Raw genomic sequence first — 21,406 nt, 5'->3', positions numbered from 1 at the left:
TTCCTGCACACTGAAGGGCATGAGATTCGGTCGCGCGATGCTCCTGCTCGCGATGGCGTTCGTCGAGGTCGGCATGGTGCTGGTCGCGTTGCCGATGCTCACGCTGGCCTTCGCGTTCGGCATGGTGTTCCTCTATCCGCCGCAGGTCATGATGATCCGGTGGGCGGCCGAGCTGACCCGGCGCTGGGCTCGGGAGTGGGCCGGGGTCGAGATCGCCTCGCCGTACCTGCCGAAGCCGCCGCCGGCGCAGCCTCAGCCAGACGGCTGGTACCGCCACGACCGCACGCTCTACAAGACCCCGCGGATTCCCGACTGGAGCAACCGCTGGAAGTGGCTGATCAGCGACACGGCCTCCTGGCGGGACTCGCTGTGGCTGCTGTGGGACCCGGTGGTCAAGTTCACGCTCGCGCCGCTGCTCGTCTTCCTGCCGCGCGTGGGGGTCCGGCTGTACGCCCTGTGGGCGCGCGCCCTGCTGGCGCCCACCGCGGCGAGCCTGCTGGCGGGGCGCGTACGCCACCTGGACAGGGTGCGCAACCTGGCCAACGACACGCAGGCCGCCGAGATGCGCAGGATCGAGCGGGACCTGCACGACGGCACCCAGGCCAGGCTGGTGGCGCTCGGCATGACGCTCGGCGCCGTCGAGGAACTCGTCGAGAAGGACCCGGCGGCCGCCAAAGCCCTGCTGGCCAAGGCCCGCGACGCCTCGGCCGACACGCTGACCGAGCTGCGCCGCGTGGTGCGCGGCATCCATCCGCCCGTGCTGGCCGAGCGGGGGATCGGCGACGCCGTACGGGCGATGGCGATGGACAGCCCGCTGCGTGTCGAGGTGGACGTGGACCTGCCGCACCGCCCCGAGGCGCCGGTGGAGGCGGCCGCGTACTTCGCCGTCAGTGAGCTGCTGTCGAACGCCGCCCGCCACGGTCAGGCCGAGTGCGCCCGCGTCGACATCAGCCAGCACGACGGCGACCTGCGCATCACCGTCGAGGACGACGGCCTGGGCGGCGCCGACCCCGCCAAGGGCAGCGGACTGGCCGGGATCGAACGCAGGCTGGCCGCCTTCGACGGCGTCCTGGCCCTGCACAGCCCGCCCGGCGGCCCCACCACGGTCACGATGGAGCTGCCGCGCTCCCTGCCCGAGAAGTGGTCGTCCGGCGCCCTGCCGAAGATGCCGCTGTGGAAGACCTGCGTGGTCGTCTTCCTGTGGCTGACCGCCTGGTGCCCGTTCTTCCCGCAGGGCATGGTGGCCGCCATCTTCAAGGTCTTCTCCGTCGACGAGAAGGCCTGGTTCCTCGCCCTCTACCTGCCGGAGCAGTGGCAGTGGCCGGTCATCGCCCTGATGATGCTGGTCGGCGGCACCATGTACGTGGCGGCCGTCCTGATCCCCGCGACCCATTCCCACAAGGGCCAGTGGGCTCCGCCCCGCCTATCATTCAACCGATGCTGAACCGCGTTCTCATAGCAGAAGACCTGTACCTGCTCCGCGACGGGCTCGTCCGCCTTCTCCAGGCGCACGGCTTCACGGTCGTGGGCGCGGTGGAGACCGGTCCCGAGCTGCTGAAGGCCCTGATCGAGCTGCGCCCCGACGTCTCCGTCGTGGACGTACGGCTGCCGCCCACCCTCACCGACGAGGGCCTCAAGGCCTCCCTGGAGGCGCGCAGGAAGATCCCCGGCCTGCCGATCCTGGTGCTGTCCCAGCACGTCGAGCAGCTCTACGCCCGCGAACTCCTGGCCGACGGCTCCGGCGGCATCGGCTACCTGCTGAAGGACCGCGTCTTCAACGCCGACCAGTTCGTCGACGCGGTACGCCGCGTGGCGGCCGGCGGCACCGCCATGGACCCCGAGGTCATCTCCAAGCTGCTGGCCAGCAACGCCCGCAACGAACCCTTAACCGCCCTCACCCCGCGCGAACGCGAGGTCCTGGAGGTCATGGCCGAGGGGCGTTCCAACGCGGCGATCGCGCAGCGCCTGTACCTGAGCGAGAGCGCGGTGGCCAAGCACACGGCCAACATCTTCGCCAAGCTCGACCTGGCGCCGTCGGACGACGACAACCGCCGTGTCCTGGCCGTTCTCACCTACCTCAACAGCCGGTGACGGGCTGCTTTGTCGGTGGCACCGGATACCTTCTTAGGAGGCAGGTGACACGAAAGGGTAGATCAGGTGAAATTCCGGGTTAGCCGTGATGTGCTGGCAGACGCGGTGGCATGGGCGGCCAGGGTGTTGCCCAGCCGGCCTGTCGTCCCCGTGCTGTCCGGGCTGCTGATCGAGGCGAGCGACGAGCTGAGCCTGGCGGCGTTCGACTACGACGTCTCCGCCCAGGCCAGGGTCGAGGCCGACGTGGCCGAGCCCGGCAAGGTGCTCATCCCCGGCCGCCTGCTGGCCGAGATCAGCCGGAGCCTGCCCGCCGAGGACGTCCAGATCGTGACGGAGGGCGCCGAAGCCATCCTGACCTGCGGCAGCGCCGAGTTCGGCCTGATCACGATGCCCGTCGACGACTTCCCGACCCTGCCCACCATGCCGCCGGGCATCGGCGCCATCGGCGGGGGAGTGTTCGCCAGCGCGGTGACGCAGGTGGCGCCCGCCTCCAGCCGTGACGACACGCTGCCCATGCTGACCGGCATCCGCGTCGATATCGAGGGCGAGAACGTCGCGATGGCGGCCACCGACCGCTACCGGATCGCCGCCCGCGACTTCACCTGGCGCCCCGCCCGGCCCGACGTGGCGGTCTCCGCGATGGTGCCGGCGCGGGTGCTGGTCGAGGTGGCCAAGTCGTTGCGCGGCGGTGAGGTGCTGATCGCGATGGGCGATGGCGTGGCCGGCTTCGAGAGCGTGGGCCGGAGCACGACGGTCCGCCTGCTCGACGAGCAGTTCATCGACTACCGCACCCGCCTGACCGCCGACTGGTCCATCCGCGCCGACGTCCGCGTGACGCCGTTCGTGGAGGCGATCAAGCGCGTGGCGCTGGTGGCGGAGCGCAACACGGCGATCAGGCTGACGTTCAGCAAGAACCAGGTGCTGATCCAGGCGGGCGGCGGCGACATCGGCCGCGGCACCGAGGTCGTCGAATGCGAACTGCGCGGCGGCGACGACATCCAGATGGCCTTCCAGTCCCACTTCCTGCTCGACGGCCTGACCGGCGTGGAGACGGAGCTGGCCCGCATCAACATGGAATCCTCCACCCGCCCGGCCCTCATCCAGGACGTGCCCGGCGACGCGGAGCCGGATTTCCGCTATCTCGTGATGTCCCTTCGCCAGGGGTAAACCCTCATTTCCATTACGGCGCAGCCACCCCCACGCCACCCGCCGCCGTGCGCGGGCGCCGATCGGGGGGATCGCTTCTCACGTCGGACAGATGCCCCACCGCAACGGCCCTCCGATTCCAGCGCCGGGAACCCCGCCTCGTGTGGGCCGGCAGGTCAGGTGGTGATCTCGCGGAACACGCGTTTGAAGGCCGCCCACTCCGCGTCCCCCACCTTGGCCGCGTGGCGGTGTTCGATCTCTTCCACCAGCGCGTCCGCCTTGGCCATCTGGTCCAGTCCCAGCTCCGTCGGCACGATCAGCTTGGCCCGCCGGTCCTTCGGGTCCGGCCGCCGTTCCACATACCCCAACTCCACCAGCTCGTCCACCAGCGTCCCGATGACCTGCTTGTGCTGCCCCGACTGCGCGGAAAGGTCGGTGGCGCGGCTGCCTTCGGGGTCCAGGTAGGCGAGGACGGCGCCGTGCCGGGGCCGGATGCGGCCGTGGCCCTGCTTGGCGATGGTGGCGAACAACTCCCGCTGGAAGGCGAACAACGTCCGGCTGGCGAGGATCCCCAGGTCGGGGTCGATCTTCTTGTGCTCGCTGCGCCGCACGGCAACCTCCATATAGTCACTAATCTTGACTATCATCAATCGTTACTATACTTTAGCCGCATGACGACCACTGTGGAACTCACCCGTTTCAAGGCGGCCAGAGCCGACGAGCTCCTGGCCGCGCGCCCCGCCATGTTGGCCGACTTCGCGAAGGACCGCGCGGGGTTCCTGAACGCCCGCCTGGTGCGCCTGCCCGGCGACGAATGGCTGGACGTCGTCGAATGGCGATCGCCCGCGGACTTCGCCGCCTCGCGTGAGAAGGGCGCCAACCTGCCCGGGATCGCGGCCTTCTTCGCCGCGATCGACGCCCTTGTGGTGGCCGAGGAGGGTACCCGTGAAGACTGAGGAGGGTCAGCTCTCGTCGGTGAGGGCGATGAGAATGTGCTCCATGCACGCGTGCCCGGCGCGCTCCGCCGCGGCGGCGTCGCCGGCGGCGATGGCGCGGGCGATCGCGTCGTGCGGGATGTAGCTCTTGTTGAGCGAGGTGCCCGCGGCGGTGATGCTGGCCCGCAGCGCGGCCGAGAAGTCCTCGTACAGGTCGATGAGCACCAGGTTGTGCGTGGCATGCGCGACGGCCATGTGGAAGGCCAGGTCGGCCTCCACGAACGCGTCGGGGTCGTCGGCCTCCCAGGCGCGGTCGCGCTCGGCCAGACGGCTCTCGATGTTGAGGATGTCGGTGTCGGTGCGGCGGGTGGCGGCCAGGCGGGCCGACTCGACCTCCAGCGCGCGGCGTACTTCGAGGATCTCCAGCTGTTCAGCCTGACGCAGCCGGCGCAGCATGGCCCCGGACAGCTCGCTGGTGGCCCGTACGTAGGTGCCGTCGCCCTGGCGGCAGTCGAGCAGGCCGGCGTGAGTGAGCGCGCGTACGGCTTCCCTGACGGTGTTGCGACCGACTCCGAGCTGCTCGGCCAGAACGGTCTCCGTCGGGATCTTGCCGTTCAACGGCCACGACCCTGACGTGATCTGCTCCTTGAGCTGATCGATCACCTGGTCCACGAGCGATGCCCGCTGTGCCGTACGCAGACTCACAGTCTGCCTCCTCCGGGGAAACCAATCATCCTATGAGTCAATGACTGGTAGACCCTAATTATTCCTGCCTGAGAGGCGCAAGTCTAAGCCTGCCGGGCAGGTGCCATCACCAGGGCCTCCACCCGAAAGGCCCTGGTCAGCGGAGTCGGCTAACTACTGCCGTGCGTGATCTGGGCGTCGGTTGTAACCCCCGCCATGAACGAGCGTACGCCTGCCGCTTCGAGCGCCCTGCGGTAGGCCGCCGTCTGCTGGTCGGGCGCGTTCGCCTCGCCGTAGAGGTCACCGAGCTCACGCCAGGAACGCGCGGCCTGCCGGTCGGAGCCGTACATCGGACGGCCGAGCCCGGCGAGCACGTCGCGGGCGGCGTTCAGGTGTACGGAGGCGTCGCCGCCCAGCCCCATCGAGACCTTGGCGGTCACCAGGTGCGCCTCGGCCTTGATCGGAGAGCTCGCGAGCAGGTCGATCGCGGCTCCGGCCAGCTCGCCCGCCTTGGCGGACTCGCCGGCGCGCAGGCGTACCTGGGCGTGGGCGACCAGGCTCTCGCCGTGCTCGGCCGTCATGCCGGGCAGCCCGGCGAAGACGGTCGTCGCGGCGGCGGCGAGTGTCTCCGCCTCGTCGACCGGAGACGTCTCCAGCTTCGCCCACCGCATGGCGGTGACGGCGAGCTGGCGCCCGATCCGGCCGGCGCGACCGGCCATGATGGCATCGTCGGCCAGGCGGACCGCCAGAGCGGAGTCCTCGCCCGCGGCCGCGGCGATGCTCGCCTGCCACAGGGCGTGGATCTCTCCGGAACGGTCCAGAACAAGCGATACGCCGCTTACGTCCAGCACCTGCTTGACGAAGGTGATCGCCGCCGAGTCGCCCTCCCCCTGCGTCTCGATCAGCGCCGCGGCGAGGTCCACCGCGAGCTCACCCTGCATGATCGCCAGCCTCGACGCCTGCGCGAGCGCGTTCGCGGCCAGGTCGCGTGCCCTGAGCCGGTCGCCGGCCCGCTGGTAGCAGCGGCTCAGCGCGACGGTCAGCGGCAGGTCGGCCAGGCGCTCGGGGTGGGCGGCGGCCTCGCGGCGCAGCCGTTCGAACGCCTCGACGGCCTGCCCGAGGCGGCCCTGTGCTTCGAGTGCGCGCGCACGGCCGAAGCGGGCCTGCGCGGTGAGCATCGCGTTTTCCTCGTCCGCGGCCTTCACGATCTCGGTGAAGCGCTCGGCTGCCGTGGCCGCGTCGCCGTGCTGCAGCTCCAGCTCGGCGTGTCTCAGCCCGAGCTCGGTGTCGATGCGCTGCCTTGGCTCGATGCCGTGCAGAAGGAATTCGGTGGTGCAGCCCAGCCGTTCGGCGAGAAGGCGGGCCACGACAGGAGTCGGCGTACGCTTGCCTGACTCGATGAGTGAGACGTAACTGTCTGACAGGTCGGGCCCGGCCAACTGGGCCTGGGACATCCGCCTGTTCAGCCGCAGTCCTCGGACGCGGTCACCGATGGTTCCCTGACTCGGCATCTCATCTCTCAAGGCGGGGAAGGGTCAACAACACGCAAATGATTGCATGAAGTAGCCGAATCGGGTATCCCCGCCCGAAGAATTCCCTACGAGGAGATTAATCGTCCCCCTCGTCCTTGCTGGGGAAAAGCATCTGGCAGACCTCCAGATACAGGGTCTCGGGGTAGGGAATGTACTCCACGTTGGACAGGGCCTGGTCCTGGCCCGCCGACTCGAGGATGAACTCCCCGTAACCGAGCATGCGCCCCAGCAGGGACCGCTGGAAGCTCATGTCCGTGACCTTCTGCAGCGGCATCATCGCGACCTTACGGGTGATCAAACCCGTGGTCAGTAGCATCCGCTTCGAAGTAACCACAAAGTAGTCAACCGACCACTCCGCGACTTTCCATACAAAACGGATCAAGAGCAGCAGCCAGAGCCACCAGACGACAACGAGGGCCGTGCCGCCCCCCTTGTCGCCGAAGAACTTGCTCAGCAGCCCGGCGATGATCAGGCCGCCGAAGACCTCGGCGACCGGACGGAGCAGCACGGCTGGGTGACGCCGCACCATGATGACCTGGTGTTCGTGGGGGAGTAGGTAGCGGTTGACCGACGACGGAGCAGAGTCCCCGTGGGTCACAAGTCTCATGCGAGGCTGTTCACAAATTGAGCCAGCGAGTCGGCCGCGTTGAAGACCGTGTCGAACGCCCCTCTGACCGCGTCAGCGGCGTCCGCTGGTCGCGCGAACAGGTAGTACGCAACGAATGCGATACCACCGTAGGTGAGGACTTTTTTGACCTGCACTGTCGCCTCCGTACCACTTACCCACTACACCCGCCGTATACGTTACCCACTACCTAGCCGGGGTAAAGCGCAACTGCGCCGGTTAGTTGTGATCTTCTTAGCCGCGCTCGCTGGCCACGAGCGCCAGAACGTGAAGGTGCTTACGCGCGATCCGCTCGACGAGGCCCGCATGGGCGTAGCCGGTCACCTCTAGCGCACCGTAATGAGCGGCTTCGACGCAGCGTGTGACCGTGGTCGCGGAGTGGACGCCGGCGAACTCGTCGCGCAGCGCCGTCTCGACGTCCGCGTACGGACTCGGATCGGCTTCGGTGCGATCGCTCATCGTGCTCCCTCACGCCCGCATCCCGGAAAATGGGACGGCTTCCTTACTCTTCGTACCCACACAAACACAGTATGTAACGAAGAGCAGGTCCATGGAGAGGGAAAGAGGTTCTCAGACCACGCCGTAGAGACGGTCGCCGGCGTCCCCGAGGCCGGGCACGATGTAGCCGTTCTCGTTCAGCCGCTCGTCAAGAGCGGCCGTTACCAAGCGGATGGGCTTGCCGGAATTGGCGAACACCTTGTCCATGTGCGCCAGGCCCTCCGGCGCCGCCAGGAGGCAGAGCGCCGTCACGTCGACCGCGCCCCGGTCGAACAGAAACTGGATCGCCGCCGCCAGCGTGCCGCCGGTGGCCAGCATCGGGTCCACGACGTAGCACTGCCGGCCGGACAGGTCGTCGGGCAGCCGGGTGGCGTAGGTCTCCGCCTGGAGCGTCGACTCGTTGCGGATCATGCCGAGGAAACCGACCTCCGCCGTGGGCAGCAGCCGCGTCATGCCCTCCAGCATGCCGAGCCCGGCCCGCAGGATCGGGACCACCAGCGGGTACGGCCGCGCCAGTCGTACACCATGGGCCTCGGCGACGGGCGTGCGCACCGTGACGTCGGTCACCCGGACGTCACGAGTGGCCTCGTACGCGAGCAGAGTCACCAGTTCGTCCGCGAGCCTGCGGAACGTCGGCGAGTCGGTGCGGACATCCCGCAGCGCGGTGAGCTTGTGCGCCACCAAGGGATGATCGACGACGAGGGTTTCCATAAGGGACAACGCTATCTTGTGTGGAACGTACCGGCACGTCGCGGAACTGGTTTTGATCACAATTTGGTCGGAGCCGCCCACGGCGGGTAGGCACGTCTGGAACGATTGGGTGCCCTACTAGTGGCCGTCAGGTCAGGGATCGGGTGGATGGACGATGGCAGACGAAGACGCCCTTGATTTTGCCGTCGTGGTCTACCGCGAGGACGGCTGCTGGGACGCCGAACTACTTCCTATCGGGCTCACCTCCGACCTGCACGGGCTGATCCACTCGCTACGCCAGCAGCCGAGCGAGAGCGGCACGATTGGCCTGGTCGCCGTTGGGGATGAGTTCTTCGTGGCGCTGCGCGTTCTCGGAGAGCGGGTCGATGTCTTCCTGTCCGACATCGCCGCCTCCTGGGATTTCCCGCTCGCCCAGCAGGTCCTCGAATACATCGACGTCCCGATCCCCGACGAGGATGAGCTCGACGAGATCCTCCAGGACGAGGACACGGTGCTGCCCGCGGGCGACCTGTCGATCTTCGCCGACCTCGGGCTCGACGAGATGGAGCTGGGCATCCTGTCCGGCGACATCGACCTGCTGCCCGAAGACGTCCTGTCCAGCATCGCCGGGCGACTCGGATTCTCCGAGCCGTTCGAGCGCGCCATCGAATCGGTCTTCGGCTGACTCACGGGAGTTCGGGATGGCCTCTAACACCTTCTCTGCGGCTTTCGTCAGGACCGAGGACGGCTGGAGCGGTGCCGAGGTCGACCTCAGCGCGGCCGAGTTCGTCGACGATCTCGGCGACGCCGTACAGGAGAGTCTGGGCCTGGCCGGCGATGAGCTGGCGCTGCTGTGCGTCGAGGTCGAGGACGAGTGGTTCGCCATCGCCCGCTACACGGGCGAGGAGGAGCCGCGCGTCTTCCTGTCCGACGCGCACGCCGGCCTGACCGACACCCTCGGCGAGCTGTTCGCCGAGTTCGCCGGTGTCGCGCCGGAGAAGGAGGGCAACGGGCTCGGCGTGAAGCCGTCCGGCGACTTCGAGCTGCTGAGCGACCTCGGCGTCAGCTCCGAGGAACTCCTGGAGCTCAGCATGGAGGAGGGCGTGCTGCCCGCCGACGTCCTGTCGGTCATCGCCGAGCGCCTGGCCTTCGCCGACGAACTGGACCGCCTGCGTTGACCCACGCGGCCGCCATGCGCCTGGCACTCCAGGAGGCCCGGCAGGCCGGGGCACGCGGCGAGGTCCCCGTGGGCGCCGTGATCCTCTCCGCCGAGGGCGAGGTCCTGTCCCGCGCGGGCAACGACCGCGAGGCGAGCGCCGACCCCACCGCCCACGCCGAGATCCTCGCCGTACGGCGGGCCGCCACGGCACGCGGCTCCTGGCGCCTGACCGGCTGCACGCTCGTGGTCACCCTGGAGCCGTGCACCATGTGCGCGGGCGCCGCTGTGCTGGCCCGGGTGGACCGGATCGTGTACGGCGCGGTGGATCCGAAGGGCGGCGCCGTGGGTTCCCTGTGGGACGTCGTCAGGGACCGCCGCCTCAACCACCGCCCCGAGGTCGTCATGGGCGTGCTCGCGGATGAGTGTTCCGCGGTACTTAAGGAGTTCTTCGCCACTCGGCGGATCCGGTAAGCTCATCGGCGGTGGTGTCGCCTAGTGGCCGAGGGCGCACGCCTCGAAAGCGTGTGATGGGGCAACTCATCCGTGGGTTCAAATCCCACCACCACCGCACCAAAAGAGCCGTTGACCTGTGTGTACAGGTCGGCGGCTCTTTGTGTCTCCAGGAAACGGTCACACCAGGGGCCGCGCGGAGGCCGGTGGCTCCCACGGAAGAACGACCAGATCGTGGCCAAGAGGGATTCGGCATCCGTGCGACGAGGCCGATGGAACGGCTGGTCCGGGCCCTCGATCACCGCACAAACGCCGGCGGGGAGGGGTGGACGTCGGGGGAAGCACAAGGAGCCGGCGGGTAAATGATCGAAAATGAACACGTCGGCCTGACTCTTCAGGAACAATTGCTGTTATGCGGGCATTGGGGAAGTTAATCGGCGCTGCCCTGATGGTTGCGTGGGCAACATCGGGGTGCGGGGTTGTTGACAGGGTGCTGGGTTCGAAGAGCTATACGGCCGCCAGCATCTCGATGGAACCGACCATCAAGGATGGTGAACGCTTCTCCGCCAGCTTGGTCGGCGACGATTACGTGCCGAAGATCGGCGATATCATCGTCTATCGCGAGCCGCCGGCCTGGCGCGAGAACCCGGAAGACGGCGAGGTCACCGCGGTCTCCCGCATCATTGGAACGCCCGGAACCTCCGTGGAGTGCTGCACCAGTTCGGGCAAAATCCAGGTGGATGGAAAGCCGCTCGACGAGCCATACGCAGTGGGAGATACCGCGGACTTCTCCTTTAGCGCGAGCGTCGGCAGCGGACGATTGTGGATCATGTGCGATAACCGGGATTCCTGTCTGGACTCTCGTACGCACCAGAACAAGGGTGCTCCCGGTGGCGGCACCATCGCCCTCTCCGATGTGGTCGGCGTTGTCGATCGCATCGGCGAACGGTAGGCGAGCCACGGAAGGTGGCCGCGGCGGTGAGCGGCCCGTACGGGTCGCCTCTTCACGTTTCTTGTGACCGTCCGCGATGACGTGTGATCATGGCCCGACTTGACTGTTTCTTTACCGGGGGTTTTTCGTGAAACGTCTGATCGCGCTCGTCTCCGGCCTGGCCCTGGCCGGGACGCTCGTCGCGGCACCGGCCCAGGCGGCGGCCGCGCCGGTGCGGCTGAAGCTCAGTTTCGGATGGTGCGAATCGGCCTGCGCGATCCGCATCAAGGTCGTCAACAACAGCCGTCGCAACATCGCCTGGGTGGGCGGGACCTGCCGCCTGCACATCAACGGCCGGTACGTCGGCAAGGGCACCATCTACGTGGGCCCGATCAAGCGCGGCCACTCCCGCACCAGCACCTGCAACGTCGTGGACGACCGCCTTGAGGACGCCTGGTACGACTTCCAGGACAACGGCGGCCTCTGGCAGCGCTACGCGAGCGTCAAGGCGAAGCCGTACTACCGTCGCTGAGCGTCAGCTCGGGGGCAGTTCGAGGACCCTGGCGTGCAGGATGGACCGCTGGTGCAGCGCGGCGCGCAGCGCCCTGTGCAGGCCGTCCTCCAGGTAGAGCTCGCCCTGCCACTGGACCACGTGCGGGAACAGGTCGCCGTAGAACGTCGAGTCGGCGGCCAGCAGCGAGTGCAGGTCGAGCATGGCTTTGGTGGTGACCAGCGAGTCGAGCCGGACCTGCCGCGGTGGTATCTGCGCCCACTCGCGGTGCGTCAGACCATGTTCGGGATAAGGACGTCCGTCGCCGACCAACTTAAAGATCACCCATTGATTTTAGGAGAGAATCCGATTTCTTGCGCTCTCCACCGCCGTCGGCCCAGGTCGGCGCGCGTCGCATTCGCCGCGAACACCGGCGGTGTGGCCGCCGGGGAAAGCCCTCAGATCGCTCCGGTGAACGTGTCGCAACGCTTGGGGTCACCGCTCTGGTAGCCGACCGTGAACCACTTCTCGCGCTGCTGTGAGGTGCCGTGGGTGAACGCGTCGGGCGTCACCCGGCCCTGGACCTTGCGCTGGATGCTGTCGTCGCCGACCGCGGCGGCCGCGCTGAGGGCCTGGTCGATGTCGGCCTGGGTGAACGGCTGGCTGTAGAAGCCGGTCTTGACGGCGTTGTTCGCCCAGACCCCGGCGTAGCAGTCGGCCTGCAGTTCCAGGCGTACGGCTCCGCTGCTCGCGCCCTGGCGGCTGTTGCCGACCCGGTTCATGGTGCCCAGGAGGTTCTGGACGTGGTGACCGTACTCGTGGGCGATGACGTAGGCCTGGGCGAAAGGCCCGCCTTCGGCGCCGTAGTCGCGCTGGAGGGTGTTGAAGAACGTGAGGTCGAGGTAGACCTTGCGGTCGCGGGGGCAGTAGAAGGGGCCCACCGCGGAGTCGGCCGCGCCGCAGGCGGTGTTGACGGCCCGGGAGAAGAGCACCGTCTTGGCCGGGGTGTAGGCGCCGCCGCCGCGCGCGGCGAAGGCCTGCTTCCAGTACGTCTGGATGCTGTTGACGATGCCGACGATGCGGCAGTCCTCGGACTGGTCGGCGTCGGCGCCGGTCTTGCAGCGCTCGGCCAGGTTCCCGCTGGGCGTGGCGGCCGGCGCGGGCGGCGCCTGCCCGCCTCCCTGCGGTTGCTGCTGGTCGCCGGTGAACGGGGACGGGACGATCTTGAACACGAACAGCGCCGCCACCGCCAGGATGATCAGCAGGCAGCCGCCGCCCTTGCCGCTGATCGGCAGCGACGCGCATCCGGCCGGCAGCATCCCTCCGCCGCCGCCCTGCTTCGGGCCGGTCGCTCGTACGTCCTCGATCTCGGACGGGTCGAGCTTCGCGTCATCGTCGAACTGCATGTGAGACGACTTCCCGGGTAGCAGCCCGAATACGCTCCGTAATCAGCCATTTCTGGCACCAGGTTACCCTTGTGGGGTGACAGCTGGTTTGGTGGGAATTGCACTGGTTTCGCTGGGCATGGTGCTGACGCCCGGCCCGAACATGATCTACCTGGTCTCGCGGTCGATCACCCAAGGCCGGCGCGCCGGTCTGATCTCTCTCACGGGCGTGGCGCTCGGCTTCACCGTCTATCTGACGGCGACGTGTTTGGGTCTGACCGCTCTGTTCGCCTACGTGCCCGCCGCCTATACGGCGTTGAAGCTGGCCGGCGCGGCGTACCTGCTGTGGCTGGCCTGGAACACCATCAAGCCCGGCGGCGCCTCCGCGTTCGAGGCCCGTGAGCTGCCCGTCGAGCGGCCGCGCAGGCTCTTCGCCATGGGTCTGCTCACCTGCCTGCTCAATCCGAAGATCGCGATCCTGTATCTTTCGCTGCTGCCGCAGTTCATCGACCCGTCGATGGGACATGTGCTCCTGCAGAGCCTCGCGCTGGGGTCCGTGCAGATCTTCATCGGCACGCTGGTCAACGCGCTGATCGCGCTGTCGGCGGGGGCGCTGGCGGCATTCCTCGCGACGCACCCGCGCTGGGTGCGCATCCAGCGGTACGTGACCGGCACCGTCCTCGGCGCCATGGCCGTCCACATGGCCACCGACCGCACCAAGGCGGTCGTCGCCTGAGGCCTAGGGTGATCGCGTGGATGACTTCTGGATGTCGGTGAACAAGCTCGTCGCCGCCGCCGCGGCCTACATCACGGACCCTCGGGGGCGCGTACTCCTGGTCAAGCCCAACTACCGCGACCACTGGAACTTCGCCGGAGGCCTGATCGACGAGGGCGAGCACCCCTCGCAGGCCTGTGCCCGTGAGGTGGCGGAGGAACTCGGCCTCACCACCACGCCCGGCAGCCTGCTGGTGACCCAGTGGCTCATGCCCCTGGACACCTGCCCGCTGCCGTCGGTGCACTTCATGTTCGACTGCGGCACCCTCGACCCCGGCACCCCGATCACCCTGCAGGCCGAGGAACTCGACGACTACGGCTTCTTCCCCATGGAAACCGCCGCCGAACTGCTCCGTCCGCACGCCTTCGCCCGTCTGTCCGCCGCGGCCTCCGCGCGCGACTCCGGCGCCCCAAGCTTCCTGGCGCCGGAGAACGTCTAGCCGGCCGGTCCTGCGCGCCGGGTCGCCCGCGCGTAGGACCAGACCGTCGCGGCCATCAGGCCGAGCACCACGATCCCGAGCACGCCGTGGTACCACTGCCAGCCCACGCCCAGCCCGAGGAACCCGTCCGCGATCATGACCACCATGCCCGCCCCGACGCCGAGGAACGCGACCCCGAGCACCGCCAGCATCAGCGGCCGCGGCACCCGGCGCCCCACCCCGGTCACCGTGGCCATGAAGAGCGCCGCACCGATCAGCCCGTTGGCGGCGGCGAACCACTGCGCCATGGAGACGTTCATCACGTCACGGGCATAGCGCGCGTACTCCTCGGCGGGCACCACCGGCCCACCGGGGAACCCCAGCTTCCCCTGGGCCGCGAACACCGCCTTGCCGGCGCCGTACCCGAGAAACAACACGGTCATCGTGTACGCCGGCCAGCGCATCATCGCCATGCCCCCGAACGTAGGCAGGCGGGCCGCGCGATCCCTCCCCCGGACGGGGGAGACCACTCCCACGCAAAGGGGATCGCGTGGACAGCGCGCCGGTCCGCAGGGCAGGCTGGTAGCCGTGACCGGCAGATCCGACCCGCGCCTGCGCGAGCTCGTCCTGCTGCGCCGCGTACGTGACCGGATCGACCGCGACTACGCGCAGCCCCTGGACGTACAGGCGCTGGCGCGCGGCGCGCACATCTCGGCCGGGCACCTCAGCAGGGAGTTCCGCGCCGTCTACGGCGAATCGCCCTACAGCTACCTGATGACCCGGCGCATCGAACGAGCCATGACCCTTCTGCGGCGCGGCGACCTGTCCGTCACCAAGGTCTGCTTCGCGGTGGGCTGTTCGTCGCTGGGCACGTTCAGCACCCGGTTTTCCGAACTGGTCGGCATGTCGCCGAGCACCTACCGCCGCCTGGCCGCCAAGGACGCCGAGGGCATCCCCGCGTGCGTCGCCAAGCGGATCATGCGACCGATCAGGAATCGAGAAGCGGCCGCCGCGCGTGCCGACCTACCGTGAGGTGCATGAACCTCACGATTCACCTGACATTCCTGCCCGCCGACGACCCTGAGAAGTCGCTCGCCTTCTACCGCGACGCGCTGGGCTTCGAGGTACGCAAGGACGTGGGCTACGAGGGCATGCGCTGGATCACGGTCGGGCCGCCGGGCCAGCCGGAGACGTCGATCGTCCTCGAACCGCCCGGCAGCGACCCGGGCCTCAGCGACGACGAGCGCCGCACGATCGCCGAACTGATGGCCAAGGGCAGCTACGCGGGCATCGTCCTGGCCACCTCCGACCTGGCCGCCACCTTCGAGCGCGTCCAGGCCGCCGGGGCCGACGTCGTCCAGGAACCGGCCGACCAGCCGTACGGCCTGCGCGACTGCGCCTTCCGCGACCCGGCGGGCAACATGGTCCGCATCAACCAGATCTGAACATCCGCCCCAAAGCAAAAAGAGGTTGTGCCGCCGATCACGGCACAACCTCTCCAGGCTGAGCGGAGGATAGGGGATTTGAACCCCTGATAGGTTGCCCTATACACGCTTTCCAAGCGTGCGCCCTCGGCCACTAGGCGAATCCTCCGCGGATGAGCTTACCGGACTCCCGGCGCTCTGGAGACCACGATTTCGCTGCAACAAGCACTGCCGGTTGTGGCTAGACTGTCCAAGGACCCCTCGCGCGGCGTCATCCTGTGAACCTCCCCAGGGCCGGAAGGCAGCAAGGATAAGCGGGCTCTGGCGGGTGTGCGGGGGGTCTCTTCGTTGGGAGCCCCCTGCAGGCGGGATGGTCGCATGAGCCTTGCGCTTTACCGCAAGTACCGCCCCGGGACCTTCGCGGAGGTCAAGGGGCAGGATCACGTCACGGAGCCGTTGCGCCAGGCGCTGCGCATGGGCCGGATCAACCACGCGTACCTGTTCAGCGGGCCGCGCGGATGCGGCAAGACCTCCAGTGCCCGAATCCTGGCGAGAAGCCTCAACTGCGAGAAGGGCCCGACTCCCGACCCCTGCGGTGAATGCGAGTCGTGCGTGGCGCTGTCCGCCACCGGGCCCGGCCACCTCGACGTGATCGAGATCGACGCCGCCTCCCACGGAGGCGTGGACGACGCGCGCGACCTGCGGGAGAGGGCGTTCTTCGCCCCCGTGTCCGCGCGTTACAAGATCTACATCATCGACGAGGCGCACATGGTGACCCGCGAGGGTTTCAACGCGCTGCTGAAACTCGTCGAAGAGCCACCGCCGCACCTGAAGTTCATCTTCGCGACGACCGAGCCGGAAAAGGTCATCGGCACGATCAAGTCGCGTACCCACCACTATCCCTTCCGGCTGATGCCGCCCGCGACGCTCCGGGCGCTGCTGGAGGAGATCCTCAGCTCCGAGAACGTCCCCTTCGAGCCCACCGCGCTGCCGCTCGTCGTGCGCGCGGGCGCGGGTTCGGCGCGTGACTCGCTGTCCATCCTCGACCAGTTGCTCTCGGGCGCCGAGGACGACGGCGTCACCTACGCCAAGGCCGTCTCCCTGCTCGGCTACACCGACGGCGACCTGCTCGACGAGGTCATCGGCGCCTTCGCCGAACGCGACGGGGCCAAGGTCTTCGGCGCGGTCAACCGCGTCATCGAGGGCGGCCACGACCCGCGCCGCTTCGCCGCCGACCTCCTCGAACGTTTCCGCGACCTGGTCATCCTCGCCAACGTTCCAGAAGCCGCGTCCAGCGGCCTGCTCGACCGCCCCGCCGACGAACTCGAGCGCCTGGTGCTCCAGGCAGCCTCCCTGGGCCCGGCCGAGCTCACCCGCGCCGCCGAGGTCTTCAACGCGGGCCTCACCGAGATGCGCGGCGCCACGTCGCCGAGGTTGCTGCTGGAGCTCATGTGCGCGCGCGTGCTGCTGCCGGGCGCGGCGGCGGGCGAGGAAGCGCTGCTGGCCCGCCTGGAGCGCCTGGAGCGCGGCGGCGTGGTCGCCCAGATGGCCGCTCGCACCCCCCCTTCCTCCGGTACGGCAGGCGCCTCCGGTCACCCGGGTGCCTCCGGCAGCGCTGGAGCGGTCTCCGGTGGGGTTGGGGCGGGTGGCGCGGCCGCCGTGGGTCATGGCGCGGCTCAGGGGGCCTCAGGCAACCCGGGCGGCGCGAGCCCCGGTGCGGGGGGTGGCGATTGGCCTGACGCGGTGCGGCCCGGCACCGGTGGCACGGGCATGCCCGGTGGCTCGGCGGTCGTGTCCGGTGGTGCGGCGGTCGTATCCGGTGATTCCACGGGAGCGTCCGGCAGTCCGGCGGGAACGCCTGGCGGGTCGGCCGGGGGGCATGCGGGTGATGGCACGGCCGGTGGTAGCGCCGATGCGACCGACGGCGGGTCGGCTGTCGCGGACGCCGGTGGCATGGCTACTGGGCAAGCGGCGGCCGGTGGGCCTGGGGCGATTCTGTCGCAGTGGCCTGCCGTACTGGCGGCGCTGAAGCAGCGGAGCATCGTCGTCTGGGCGAACGTCAGCACCAACGCGCAGGTCGTGGGCGTCGAGGGCAACATTGTCACGCTCGGCTTCGCCCAGGTCGGCGCGATGAAGAACTTCACCGGCGGCGGCAAGGACGCCGTCGTCGCCAGCGCCTTGGGCGATGTCCTCGGTGGCAAGTGGCGGGTGGAAGCGGTGGTCGGCGGCTCACCGGCCCCCGGCGGCCGCGGTGGCGCCCCCCAAGGCGGACGCCCCGGCCCGCAGAGCGGCAACCCGAGTCAGCAGAGCGGCAACCCCGGTCCGCAGGGCGGCAACCCGGGTCAGCAGGGCGGCAATCCCAGTCCGCAGGGCGGCGACGCGCCGAGCCCTCCTGCCACCCAGCAGGGCAACCCTGGCAACCAGACCAGCCCCCAGCCGTCCCCCGACCAGAGCGCACCGAGCCAGCCGGGCCCCACCGCGCCTGACAATCCGCCCCAGGCACAGGCCCCGGCGGCCGAGGACGCCGCCGGCTCGGCGAGGGCGACCACGGACGAGTCGTGGCCCGACGCGCCCGACGACATGAGCCCGGGTTCGCCGCCGATGCCCGATCCCGGCCAGGCGGCCGCGGTGAAGACCGGTGGCGGCATGGCGGCGGCCCGTTCGGCCGCTCAGGCGGCGGCCCAGTCGGGCCCGCGGGCCCCCAAGCCCCGCCAGGGCGGCGCCTCCGCCTGGCCGGACGCGGTGCCGAGCCGGAGCAAGAGCGCCGACTCCGACGAGGTGGACCCGCTCAACGACGCCGACGCCGACCTCGACGCCGTGGGCGGCATGGCCCTGCTCCAACGCGAACTCGGCGCCCAGGTCATCGGCGAGATCGACCACACGTAACCGGTCAGGGCGAGCGCAGGCGGATCCGCGCGGTGATCGCCCGGGGGTCGGTGGTGGGCAGGGTGGTGCTGAGCCGTTCCAGGATCTGCATGTCGTCGCGCCCGTTCGCGGTCTGCGCGTAGATCCACAGGTCTTCCGGTGAGCCGCTGCGGAGCAGGCTCGCGCGTACCTGGACTTCGAGCTCGTCCCGGGCCCTGCGCAGTTCCGGGGACTCCGAGCGGGGCAGCAGCGGGCCCGGGTAGGCGCGGGCGACGGCTGAGGGGTCGCCGGCGGCCAGGAGGCTGCGCAGCTCGACGAAATCGGCTTCGACGGGGGAGGTCAGCCGGTACGGCTTCGCGCCGACGGTGTCCCCGAGCTGGGAGCGGAGCCGGTGGATCTCGGCGCGGATGGTGACCGGGTTGCCGGCGTCGCCGTACAGGTAGAAGCAGAGTTGTTCGGCCGTCAGGCCGCGGGGGTGAAGCGCGAGCAGGGCGAGGATCTCGGCGTGGCGCAGGGACAGCGCGAGGTGCCGCCCGCCGAGGCGGGCGGTGGGCTGACCCTCGCCGAGGAAGGTGAGCTGGAGCGTGGGCGGCGCGCTCTCCGTGGTGACGCGCAGGAGGTAGCCGTCGTGGAAGGGCTCCAGGAGTACGGCGCGCCCGCCGGGAAGGACGTAGCGGCCACCGGCGGCGGGCCGGGCGATGCGCTCGCCGAGCAGCCCGCCGGGATCGCCGGCGATGACCCGGCCGGTGGCGGTGACCAGGATGCCGGCGTGGTCGCGCAGCCCGTCGAAGCGGCGGCGCAGGCGCTCGTCGCGCTCGTACATGCGGACGGTGAGCTGTGACTCGGCGAGCTTCGCGGTGGCGGTCACCAGGGCGACGGTGGCGGGGTGGAGGCTGGGGGCGGTGCCGCTGATGTCGACGATGCCGAGCACCTCGTCGGTGTCGGGGTCGACGATCGGGGCGGCGCTGCACGACCAGACGTGCAGGACCCGCATCAGGTGCTCTTCCGAGTAGACGTGCACGGGCGTGCGGTCGGCGAGGGCGGTGCCGATGCCGTTGGTGCCCACGCTGCCCTCTGACCATTTGTGCCCGTCGGCGAGGCCGACGCGGTCGGCGCGGCGCATCATCGTGCGGTTGCCATCGCGCCACAGGATGTTGCCATCACCGTCGGTGATGATGGCGACGTGGCCGCTCGCGTCGGCCATGGTGGTGAGCGTGCCGGCCAGGAGCGGCAGCAGCGGCTGCAGCGGGTGCGACTCGCGGACGTCGTTGATGCGGGACACGTCGTAGACGAGCGGCGCGGCGGCGTTCTCCGGATCGACGCCGGCTTCGATGGATCGCTCCCATGACGCCGAGATCAGCCGACGTGGAGCGCCCTCCGGCAAGGTGGCGCCCGTCCATGCGGCTTCATGGGCCCCGCGCAGTTTGCGGGAGTACGCATCGAGACTGGCGTAACTCATCGGCCACTCCAAGTAGTCAACCCCTATGAATCACCCTCGCGGTCAAGGGTTCCCAGCGCAAGCCGTTCAGGGGATTGCACAGGGTGATTGAACGATCGCAACCTGTGTGCAACGTTGCCGCCGCTAGCGTCCTCCACTGAAACGTCGGCGTGGTGCGGCCGCTCCGGCCGGCGTGCTGGCCGGGTCCCGGACGCTGGAGGGGGGCCGGGACCCGGCCATCAAACGGAAACACCTGCTCTCCGCAGTGCGGGACTGCGCCCAAACACCGTAGGCTCGTGGCAGTCAACGACGCGGAGCCATGAGGAGCGCACGAAGGTGAATCCAGGGGATGTCAACCTGCAGCAGCTGCTGGAGCAGGCACAGCTCATGCAGCAGCAGCTCGCGAGCGCCCAACAGGAGCTCAACGACGCGCAGGTCGAGGGCTCGGCGGGTGGCGGCATGGTCACCGCCGTGGTCAACGGGGCACGTGAGCTGCTCGAGCTGAAGATCGACCCGAGCGTCATCGACGCCGGCGACGCGCAGGACACCGCCGACACGATCGCGGACCTGGTGATCGCCGCCGTCCGAGACGCCTTCCGCGCGGCCGACGAGCTGCAGCAGGAGAAGCTCGGCCCGCTGGCCCAGGGACTGGGCGGCGGCGGTCTCGGACAGTTGCCGGGGTTCTAGGCCATGTACGAAGGGGTCGTCCAGAACCTGATCGACGAACTCGGGCTGCTGCCCGGCGTCGGTCCCAAAAGCGCGCAGCGGATCGCCTTCCACCTGCTCGCGGCCGATCCCGCAGACGTGAAGCGGCTGGCGCACGCCTTGCTCGAGGTCAAGGAGAAGGTGCGCTTCTGCGGTACGTGCGGCAACGTCGCCGCCGAGGAAGAGTGCCGTATCTGCCGTGATCCCCGCCGGGACACCCACGTGATCTGCGTGGTGGAGGAGTCCAAGGACGTCGTCGCGATCGAGAAGACGCGCGAGTTCCGCGGCACCTACCACGTGCTGGGCGGCGCGATCAGCCCGATCGACGGGGTGGGCCCCGACGATCTGCGCATCCGTGAGCTCATGACCCGCCTGGCCGACGGCCGGGTGACCGAGCTCATCCTCGCCACCGACCCCAACCTCGAGGGGGAGGCGACGGCGACCTACCTCGCCCGTCTGGTCAAGCCGATGGGCATCAAGGTGACACGACTGGCCAGCGGTCTGCCTGTGGGCGGTGATCTCGAGTACGCCGACGAGGTCACCTTGGGCCGCGCGTTCGAAGGACGGAGGCTGCTGGATGTCTGACCAGTGGAGCGCTCTCGCTGATGAGATCGCTGGACACGCACAGAACTACGTCGACGGCCTGACCAGGGTCGCGGGCGGCGAGGGCGGCGACGGCATCTGGTCGTTGCTGCTGGTCGAGGTGGCGCAGGTGAGCCTCGCGGGCGCGAAACTGGGCGCCAGCCAGGACGTGATCCTGGCCGGCAACTGGGAGCCGCCGCTGAGCGAGGATCCGGACATCGACGGCGTGCGTACGGCGCTGGCCGAGCTGCTGGGCGCGGTCGACGACTACGCCGAGGTCTTCGACCCTTACAAGGACACGGCGGTCACGCCGTACCGGCTCTCGGACGACCTGACCGCGGTCGCGGCCGACCTGATCCACGGGCTGCGGCACTTCGAGGCGGGCCGTCCGCACGAGGCGCTGTGGTGGTGGCAGTACTCGTACTTCAACACCTGGGGCAACCACGCGGGCGCGGCCATGCGCGCACTTCAGGCGCTCGCCGCGCACACGCGGCTGGACGTGGCTGAAGAGGCCCTGTCCACATAGTGGTCCGGCCCAGCGGTGTCACGGAGGCTCGTCGGTAGACTGGCAGCTCACAGTCCA

General features: G+C 69.2%; 28 protein-coding genes, 2 tRNA genes and 1 other RNA gene. 19 read left to right on the top strand and 12 right to left on the bottom strand.

What is annotated here, in order from left to right:
• Positions 1-19 precede the first annotated feature (19 nt).
• The 3 genes from ACFWY5_RS27515 to dnaN all read left to right on the top strand — a co-directional run bounded on the left by ACFWY5_RS27515 (position 20) and on the right by dnaN (position 3,258).
• A complete protein-coding gene (locus ACFWY5_RS27515) occupies positions 20-1,444 on the top strand; it encodes a sensor histidine kinase (protein ID WP_379613094.1) in 1,425 nt (474 codons plus the stop codon).
• Entirely contained in the window at positions 1,438-2,091 is a 654-nt protein-coding gene (locus ACFWY5_RS27510) for a LuxR C-terminal-related transcriptional regulator (protein WP_379613095.1), read from the top strand. Before ACFWY5_RS27515 ends, ACFWY5_RS27510 begins: the two co-directional genes overlap by 7 nt.
• Before the next feature lie 66 nt (positions 2,092-2,157).
• Positions 2,158-3,258 (top strand): DNA polymerase III subunit beta, encoded by a 1,101-nt coding sequence (gene dnaN / locus ACFWY5_RS27505; protein WP_379613096.1) that lies wholly within the window; start codon positions 2,158-2,160, stop codon positions 3,256-3,258.
• Positions 3,259-3,413: 155 nt separating this feature from the next.
• On the opposite strand, the gene ACFWY5_RS27500 is transcribed toward dnaN, so the two are convergent.
• Positions 3,414-3,848: a MarR family winged helix-turn-helix transcriptional regulator gene (locus tag ACFWY5_RS27500; protein WP_379635222.1), complete on the bottom strand. Its 435-nt coding sequence runs from the start codon at positions 3,846-3,848 to the stop codon at positions 3,414-3,416.
• 60 nt (positions 3,849-3,908) lie between these two features.
• Between ACFWY5_RS27500 and ACFWY5_RS27495 the strand changes: the two genes are divergently transcribed.
• Positions 3,909-4,193, top strand: coding sequence for a hypothetical protein (locus ACFWY5_RS27495; protein WP_379613098.1), 285 nt, complete (start codon positions 3,909-3,911; stop codon positions 4,191-4,193).
• Between the two features lie 6 nt (positions 4,194-4,199).
• Here ACFWY5_RS27495 and ACFWY5_RS27490 read toward each other — a convergent pair whose 3' ends face one another.
• The 6 genes from ACFWY5_RS27490 to upp form a co-directional block, all read right to left on the bottom strand.
• A complete protein-coding gene (locus ACFWY5_RS27490; protein ID WP_379613099.1) occupies positions 4,200-4,877 on the bottom strand; it encodes a FadR/GntR family transcriptional regulator in 678 nt (225 codons plus the stop codon).
• A gap of 149 nt (positions 4,878-5,026) precedes the next feature.
• Positions 5,027-6,367 (bottom strand): helix-turn-helix domain-containing protein, encoded by a 1,341-nt coding sequence (locus ACFWY5_RS27485; protein WP_379613100.1) that lies wholly within the window; start codon positions 6,365-6,367, stop codon positions 5,027-5,029.
• Positions 6,368-6,464: 97 nt separating this feature from the next.
• Positions 6,465-6,995, bottom strand: a complete 531-nt coding sequence (locus ACFWY5_RS27480; protein WP_379613101.1) for a PH domain-containing protein — start codon at positions 6,993-6,995, stop codon at positions 6,465-6,467.
• The gene (locus ACFWY5_RS27475; protein WP_165977494.1) at positions 6,992-7,150 is read right to left on the bottom strand and encodes a hypothetical protein; all 159 of its coding nucleotides are present in this window, start codon (positions 7,148-7,150) and stop codon (positions 6,992-6,994) included. Before ACFWY5_RS27475 ends, ACFWY5_RS27480 begins: the two co-directional genes overlap by 4 nt.
• A 97-nt stretch (positions 7,151-7,247) precedes the next feature.
• A complete protein-coding gene (locus ACFWY5_RS27470; RefSeq protein ID WP_184959181.1) occupies positions 7,248-7,472 on the bottom strand; it encodes a hypothetical protein in 225 nt (74 codons plus the stop codon).
• Between the two features lie 111 nt (positions 7,473-7,583).
• Entirely contained in the window at positions 7,584-8,222 is a 639-nt protein-coding gene (upp, locus tag ACFWY5_RS27465) for a uracil phosphoribosyltransferase (RefSeq protein ID WP_379613102.1), read from the bottom strand.
• Between the two features lie 154 nt (positions 8,223-8,376).
• On the opposite strand from upp, the gene ACFWY5_RS27460 reads away from it, so the two are divergent.
• From ACFWY5_RS27460 to ACFWY5_RS27435, 6 genes are all read left to right on the top strand, one after another.
• Positions 8,377-8,886, top strand: a complete 510-nt coding sequence (locus ACFWY5_RS27460) for a tRNA adenosine deaminase-associated protein (protein WP_379613103.1) — start codon at positions 8,377-8,379, stop codon at positions 8,884-8,886.
• 16 nt (positions 8,887-8,902) lie between these two features.
• Positions 8,903-9,379 carry a tRNA adenosine deaminase-associated protein gene (locus tag ACFWY5_RS27455; RefSeq protein ID WP_379613104.1) on the top strand — a complete coding sequence of 159 codons (477 nt, stop codon included), beginning with the start codon at positions 8,903-8,905 and terminating at the stop codon, positions 9,377-9,379.
• A 14-nt stretch (positions 9,380-9,393) separates the two neighbouring features.
• Positions 9,394-9,831: a tRNA adenosine(34) deaminase TadA gene (tadA, locus tag ACFWY5_RS27450; RefSeq protein ID WP_379613105.1), complete on the top strand. Its 438-nt coding sequence runs from the start codon at positions 9,394-9,396 to the stop codon at positions 9,829-9,831.
• A 10-nt stretch (positions 9,832-9,841) separates the two neighbouring features.
• Positions 9,842-9,928 (top strand) — tRNA-Ser (locus tag ACFWY5_RS27445).
• A 294-nt stretch (positions 9,929-10,222) separates the two neighbouring features.
• On the top strand, positions 10,223-10,762 hold the full coding sequence (gene lepB / locus ACFWY5_RS27440) for a signal peptidase I (RefSeq protein ID WP_379613154.1): 540 nt from the start codon (positions 10,223-10,225) through the stop codon (positions 10,760-10,762).
• A gap of 127 nt (positions 10,763-10,889) precedes the next feature.
• Positions 10,890-11,273 (top strand): hypothetical protein, encoded by a 384-nt coding sequence (locus ACFWY5_RS27435; protein ID WP_379613155.1) that lies wholly within the window; start codon positions 10,890-10,892, stop codon positions 11,271-11,273.
• Positions 11,274-11,276: 3 nt separating this feature from the next.
• Here ACFWY5_RS27435 and ACFWY5_RS27430 read toward each other — a convergent pair whose 3' ends face one another.
• Both ACFWY5_RS27430 and ACFWY5_RS27425 read right to left on the bottom strand, forming a co-directional pair.
• Positions 11,277-11,576, bottom strand: coding sequence for a type II toxin-antitoxin system VapB family antitoxin (locus tag ACFWY5_RS27430; RefSeq protein ID WP_379613156.1), 300 nt, complete (start codon positions 11,574-11,576; stop codon positions 11,277-11,279).
• Between the two features lie 113 nt (positions 11,577-11,689).
• On the bottom strand, positions 11,690-12,637 hold the full coding sequence (locus tag ACFWY5_RS27425) for a neutral zinc metallopeptidase (protein ID WP_379613157.1): 948 nt from the start codon (positions 12,635-12,637) through the stop codon (positions 11,690-11,692).
• Positions 12,638-12,728: 91 nt separating this feature from the next.
• Here ACFWY5_RS27425 and ACFWY5_RS27420 point away from each other — a divergent pair, with 91 nt between their 5' ends.
• On the top strand, positions 12,729-13,352 hold the full coding sequence (locus ACFWY5_RS27420) for a LysE family translocator (protein ID WP_379635219.1): 624 nt from the start codon (positions 12,729-12,731) through the stop codon (positions 13,350-13,352).
• 16 nt (positions 13,353-13,368) lie between these two features.
• A complete protein-coding gene (locus ACFWY5_RS27415) occupies positions 13,369-13,830 on the top strand; it encodes an NUDIX domain-containing protein (RefSeq protein ID WP_379635217.1) in 462 nt (153 codons plus the stop codon).
• On the opposite strand, the gene ACFWY5_RS27410 is transcribed toward ACFWY5_RS27415, so the two are convergent.
• The gene (locus ACFWY5_RS27410) at positions 13,827-14,282 is read right to left on the bottom strand and encodes a hypothetical protein (protein ID WP_379635215.1); all 456 of its coding nucleotides are present in this window, start codon (positions 14,280-14,282) and stop codon (positions 13,827-13,829) included. The genes ACFWY5_RS27415 and ACFWY5_RS27410 overlap by 4 nt on opposite strands.
• Before the next feature lie 115 nt (positions 14,283-14,397).
• On the opposite strand from ACFWY5_RS27410, the gene ACFWY5_RS27405 reads away from it, so the two are divergent.
• Both ACFWY5_RS27405 and ACFWY5_RS27400 read left to right on the top strand, forming a co-directional pair.
• The gene (locus ACFWY5_RS27405; RefSeq protein ID WP_379635213.1) at positions 14,398-14,841 is read left to right on the top strand and encodes a helix-turn-helix transcriptional regulator; all 444 of its coding nucleotides are present in this window, start codon (positions 14,398-14,400) and stop codon (positions 14,839-14,841) included.
• A gap of 5 nt (positions 14,842-14,846) precedes the next feature.
• Positions 14,847-15,254 carry a VOC family protein gene (locus ACFWY5_RS27400; protein WP_379613162.1) on the top strand — a complete coding sequence of 136 codons (408 nt, stop codon included), beginning with the start codon at positions 14,847-14,849 and terminating at the stop codon, positions 15,252-15,254.
• Positions 15,255-15,317: 63 nt separating this feature from the next.
• On the opposite strand, the gene ACFWY5_RS27395 is transcribed toward ACFWY5_RS27400, so the two are convergent.
• Positions 15,318-15,402, bottom strand: a tRNA-Ser gene (locus ACFWY5_RS27395).
• Between the two features lie 83 nt (positions 15,403-15,485).
• On the opposite strand from ACFWY5_RS27395, the gene ffs reads away from it, so the two are divergent.
• Positions 15,486-15,581: signal recognition particle sRNA small type (gene ffs / locus ACFWY5_RS27390), an RNA gene on the top strand.
• Positions 15,582-15,611: 30 nt separating this feature from the next.
• Positions 15,612-18,119: a DNA polymerase III subunit gamma and tau gene (locus ACFWY5_RS27385; RefSeq protein ID WP_379635211.1), complete on the top strand. Its 2,508-nt coding sequence runs from the start codon at positions 15,612-15,614 to the stop codon at positions 18,117-18,119.
• A gap of 4 nt (positions 18,120-18,123) precedes the next feature.
• Here the strand turns inward: ACFWY5_RS27385 and ACFWY5_RS27380 are convergent, their stop codons facing one another.
• On the bottom strand, positions 18,124-19,557 hold the full coding sequence (locus ACFWY5_RS27380) for a GAF domain-containing protein (protein ID WP_379613164.1): 1,434 nt from the start codon (positions 19,555-19,557) through the stop codon (positions 18,124-18,126).
• Between the two features lie 315 nt (positions 19,558-19,872).
• Between ACFWY5_RS27380 and ACFWY5_RS27375 the strand changes: the two genes are divergently transcribed.
• The 3 genes from ACFWY5_RS27375 to ACFWY5_RS27365 are packed head-to-tail and all read left to right on the top strand — an operon-like array spanning position 19,873 to position 21,349.
• Positions 19,873-20,223: a YbaB/EbfC family nucleoid-associated protein gene (locus ACFWY5_RS27375; protein WP_379613165.1), complete on the top strand. Its 351-nt coding sequence runs from the start codon at positions 19,873-19,875 to the stop codon at positions 20,221-20,223.
• A 3-nt stretch (positions 20,224-20,226) separates the two neighbouring features.
• On the top strand, positions 20,227-20,826 hold the full coding sequence (gene recR, locus ACFWY5_RS27370; RefSeq protein WP_379613166.1) for a recombination mediator RecR: 600 nt from the start codon (positions 20,227-20,229) through the stop codon (positions 20,824-20,826).
• Positions 20,819-21,349 (top strand): DUF5063 domain-containing protein, encoded by a 531-nt coding sequence (locus ACFWY5_RS27365; RefSeq protein WP_379613167.1) that lies wholly within the window; start codon positions 20,819-20,821, stop codon positions 21,347-21,349. Before recR ends, ACFWY5_RS27365 begins: the two co-directional genes overlap by 8 nt.
• The last annotated feature ends 57 nt before the right edge of the window (positions 21,350-21,406 follow it).

Origin of the sequence: Nonomuraea sp. NPDC059007, from assembly GCF_042740555.1 — a bacterium.
Lineage (GTDB): Bacteria > Actinomycetota > Actinomycetes > Streptosporangiales > Streptosporangiaceae > Nonomuraea.
This window is presented reverse-complemented; position numbering and strand designations above follow the sequence as displayed.

What these genes read in the sequence shown, in the direction of transcription:
- ACFWY5_RS27515 (WP_379613094.1), top strand. Translation starts at nt 20, where the DNA reads ATGAGATTCGGTCGCGCGATGCTCCTGCTCGCGATGGCGTTCGTCGAG.
- ACFWY5_RS27510 (WP_379613095.1), top strand. Translation starts at nt 1,438, where the DNA reads ATGCTGAACCGCGTTCTCATAGCAGAAGACCTGTACCTGCTCCGCGAC.
- ACFWY5_RS27495 (WP_379613098.1), top strand. Translation starts at nt 3,909, where the DNA reads ATGACGACCACTGTGGAACTCACCCGTTTCAAGGCGGCCAGAGCCGAC.
- ACFWY5_RS27485 (WP_379613100.1), bottom strand. Translation starts at nt 6,367, where the DNA reads ATGCCGAGTCAGGGAACCATCGGTGACCGCGTCCGAGGACTGCGGCTG.
- ACFWY5_RS27480 (WP_379613101.1), bottom strand. Translation starts at nt 6,995, where the DNA reads ATGAGACTTGTGACCCACGGGGACTCTGCTCCGTCGTCGGTCAACCGC.
- ACFWY5_RS27470 (WP_184959181.1), bottom strand. Translation starts at nt 7,472, where the DNA reads ATGAGCGATCGCACCGAAGCCGATCCGAGTCCGTACGCGGACGTCGAG.
- upp (WP_379613102.1), bottom strand. Translation starts at nt 8,222, where the DNA reads ATGGAAACCCTCGTCGTCGATCATCCCTTGGTGGCGCACAAGCTCACC.
- ACFWY5_RS27460 (WP_379613103.1), top strand. Translation starts at nt 8,377, where the DNA reads ATGGCAGACGAAGACGCCCTTGATTTTGCCGTCGTGGTCTACCGCGAG.
- ACFWY5_RS27455 (WP_379613104.1), top strand. Translation starts at nt 8,903, where the DNA reads ATGGCCTCTAACACCTTCTCTGCGGCTTTCGTCAGGACCGAGGACGGC.
- tadA (WP_379613105.1), top strand. Translation starts at nt 9,394, where the DNA reads ATGCGCCTGGCACTCCAGGAGGCCCGGCAGGCCGGGGCACGCGGCGAG.
- lepB (WP_379613154.1), top strand. Translation starts at nt 10,223, where the DNA reads ATGCGGGCATTGGGGAAGTTAATCGGCGCTGCCCTGATGGTTGCGTGG.
- ACFWY5_RS27425 (WP_379613157.1), bottom strand. Translation starts at nt 12,637, where the DNA reads ATGCAGTTCGACGATGACGCGAAGCTCGACCCGTCCGAGATCGAGGAC.
- ACFWY5_RS27410 (WP_379635215.1), bottom strand. Translation starts at nt 14,282, where the DNA reads ATGGCGATGATGCGCTGGCCGGCGTACACGATGACCGTGTTGTTTCTC.
- ACFWY5_RS27400 (WP_379613162.1), top strand. Translation starts at nt 14,847, where the DNA reads ATGAACCTCACGATTCACCTGACATTCCTGCCCGCCGACGACCCTGAG.
- ACFWY5_RS27385 (WP_379635211.1), top strand. Translation starts at nt 15,612, where the DNA reads ATGAGCCTTGCGCTTTACCGCAAGTACCGCCCCGGGACCTTCGCGGAG.
- ACFWY5_RS27380 (WP_379613164.1), bottom strand. Translation starts at nt 19,557, where the DNA reads ATGAGTTACGCCAGTCTCGATGCGTACTCCCGCAAACTGCGCGGGGCC.
- recR (WP_379613166.1), top strand. Translation starts at nt 20,227, where the DNA reads ATGTACGAAGGGGTCGTCCAGAACCTGATCGACGAACTCGGGCTGCTG.
- ACFWY5_RS27365 (WP_379613167.1), top strand. Translation starts at nt 20,819, where the DNA reads ATGTCTGACCAGTGGAGCGCTCTCGCTGATGAGATCGCTGGACACGCA.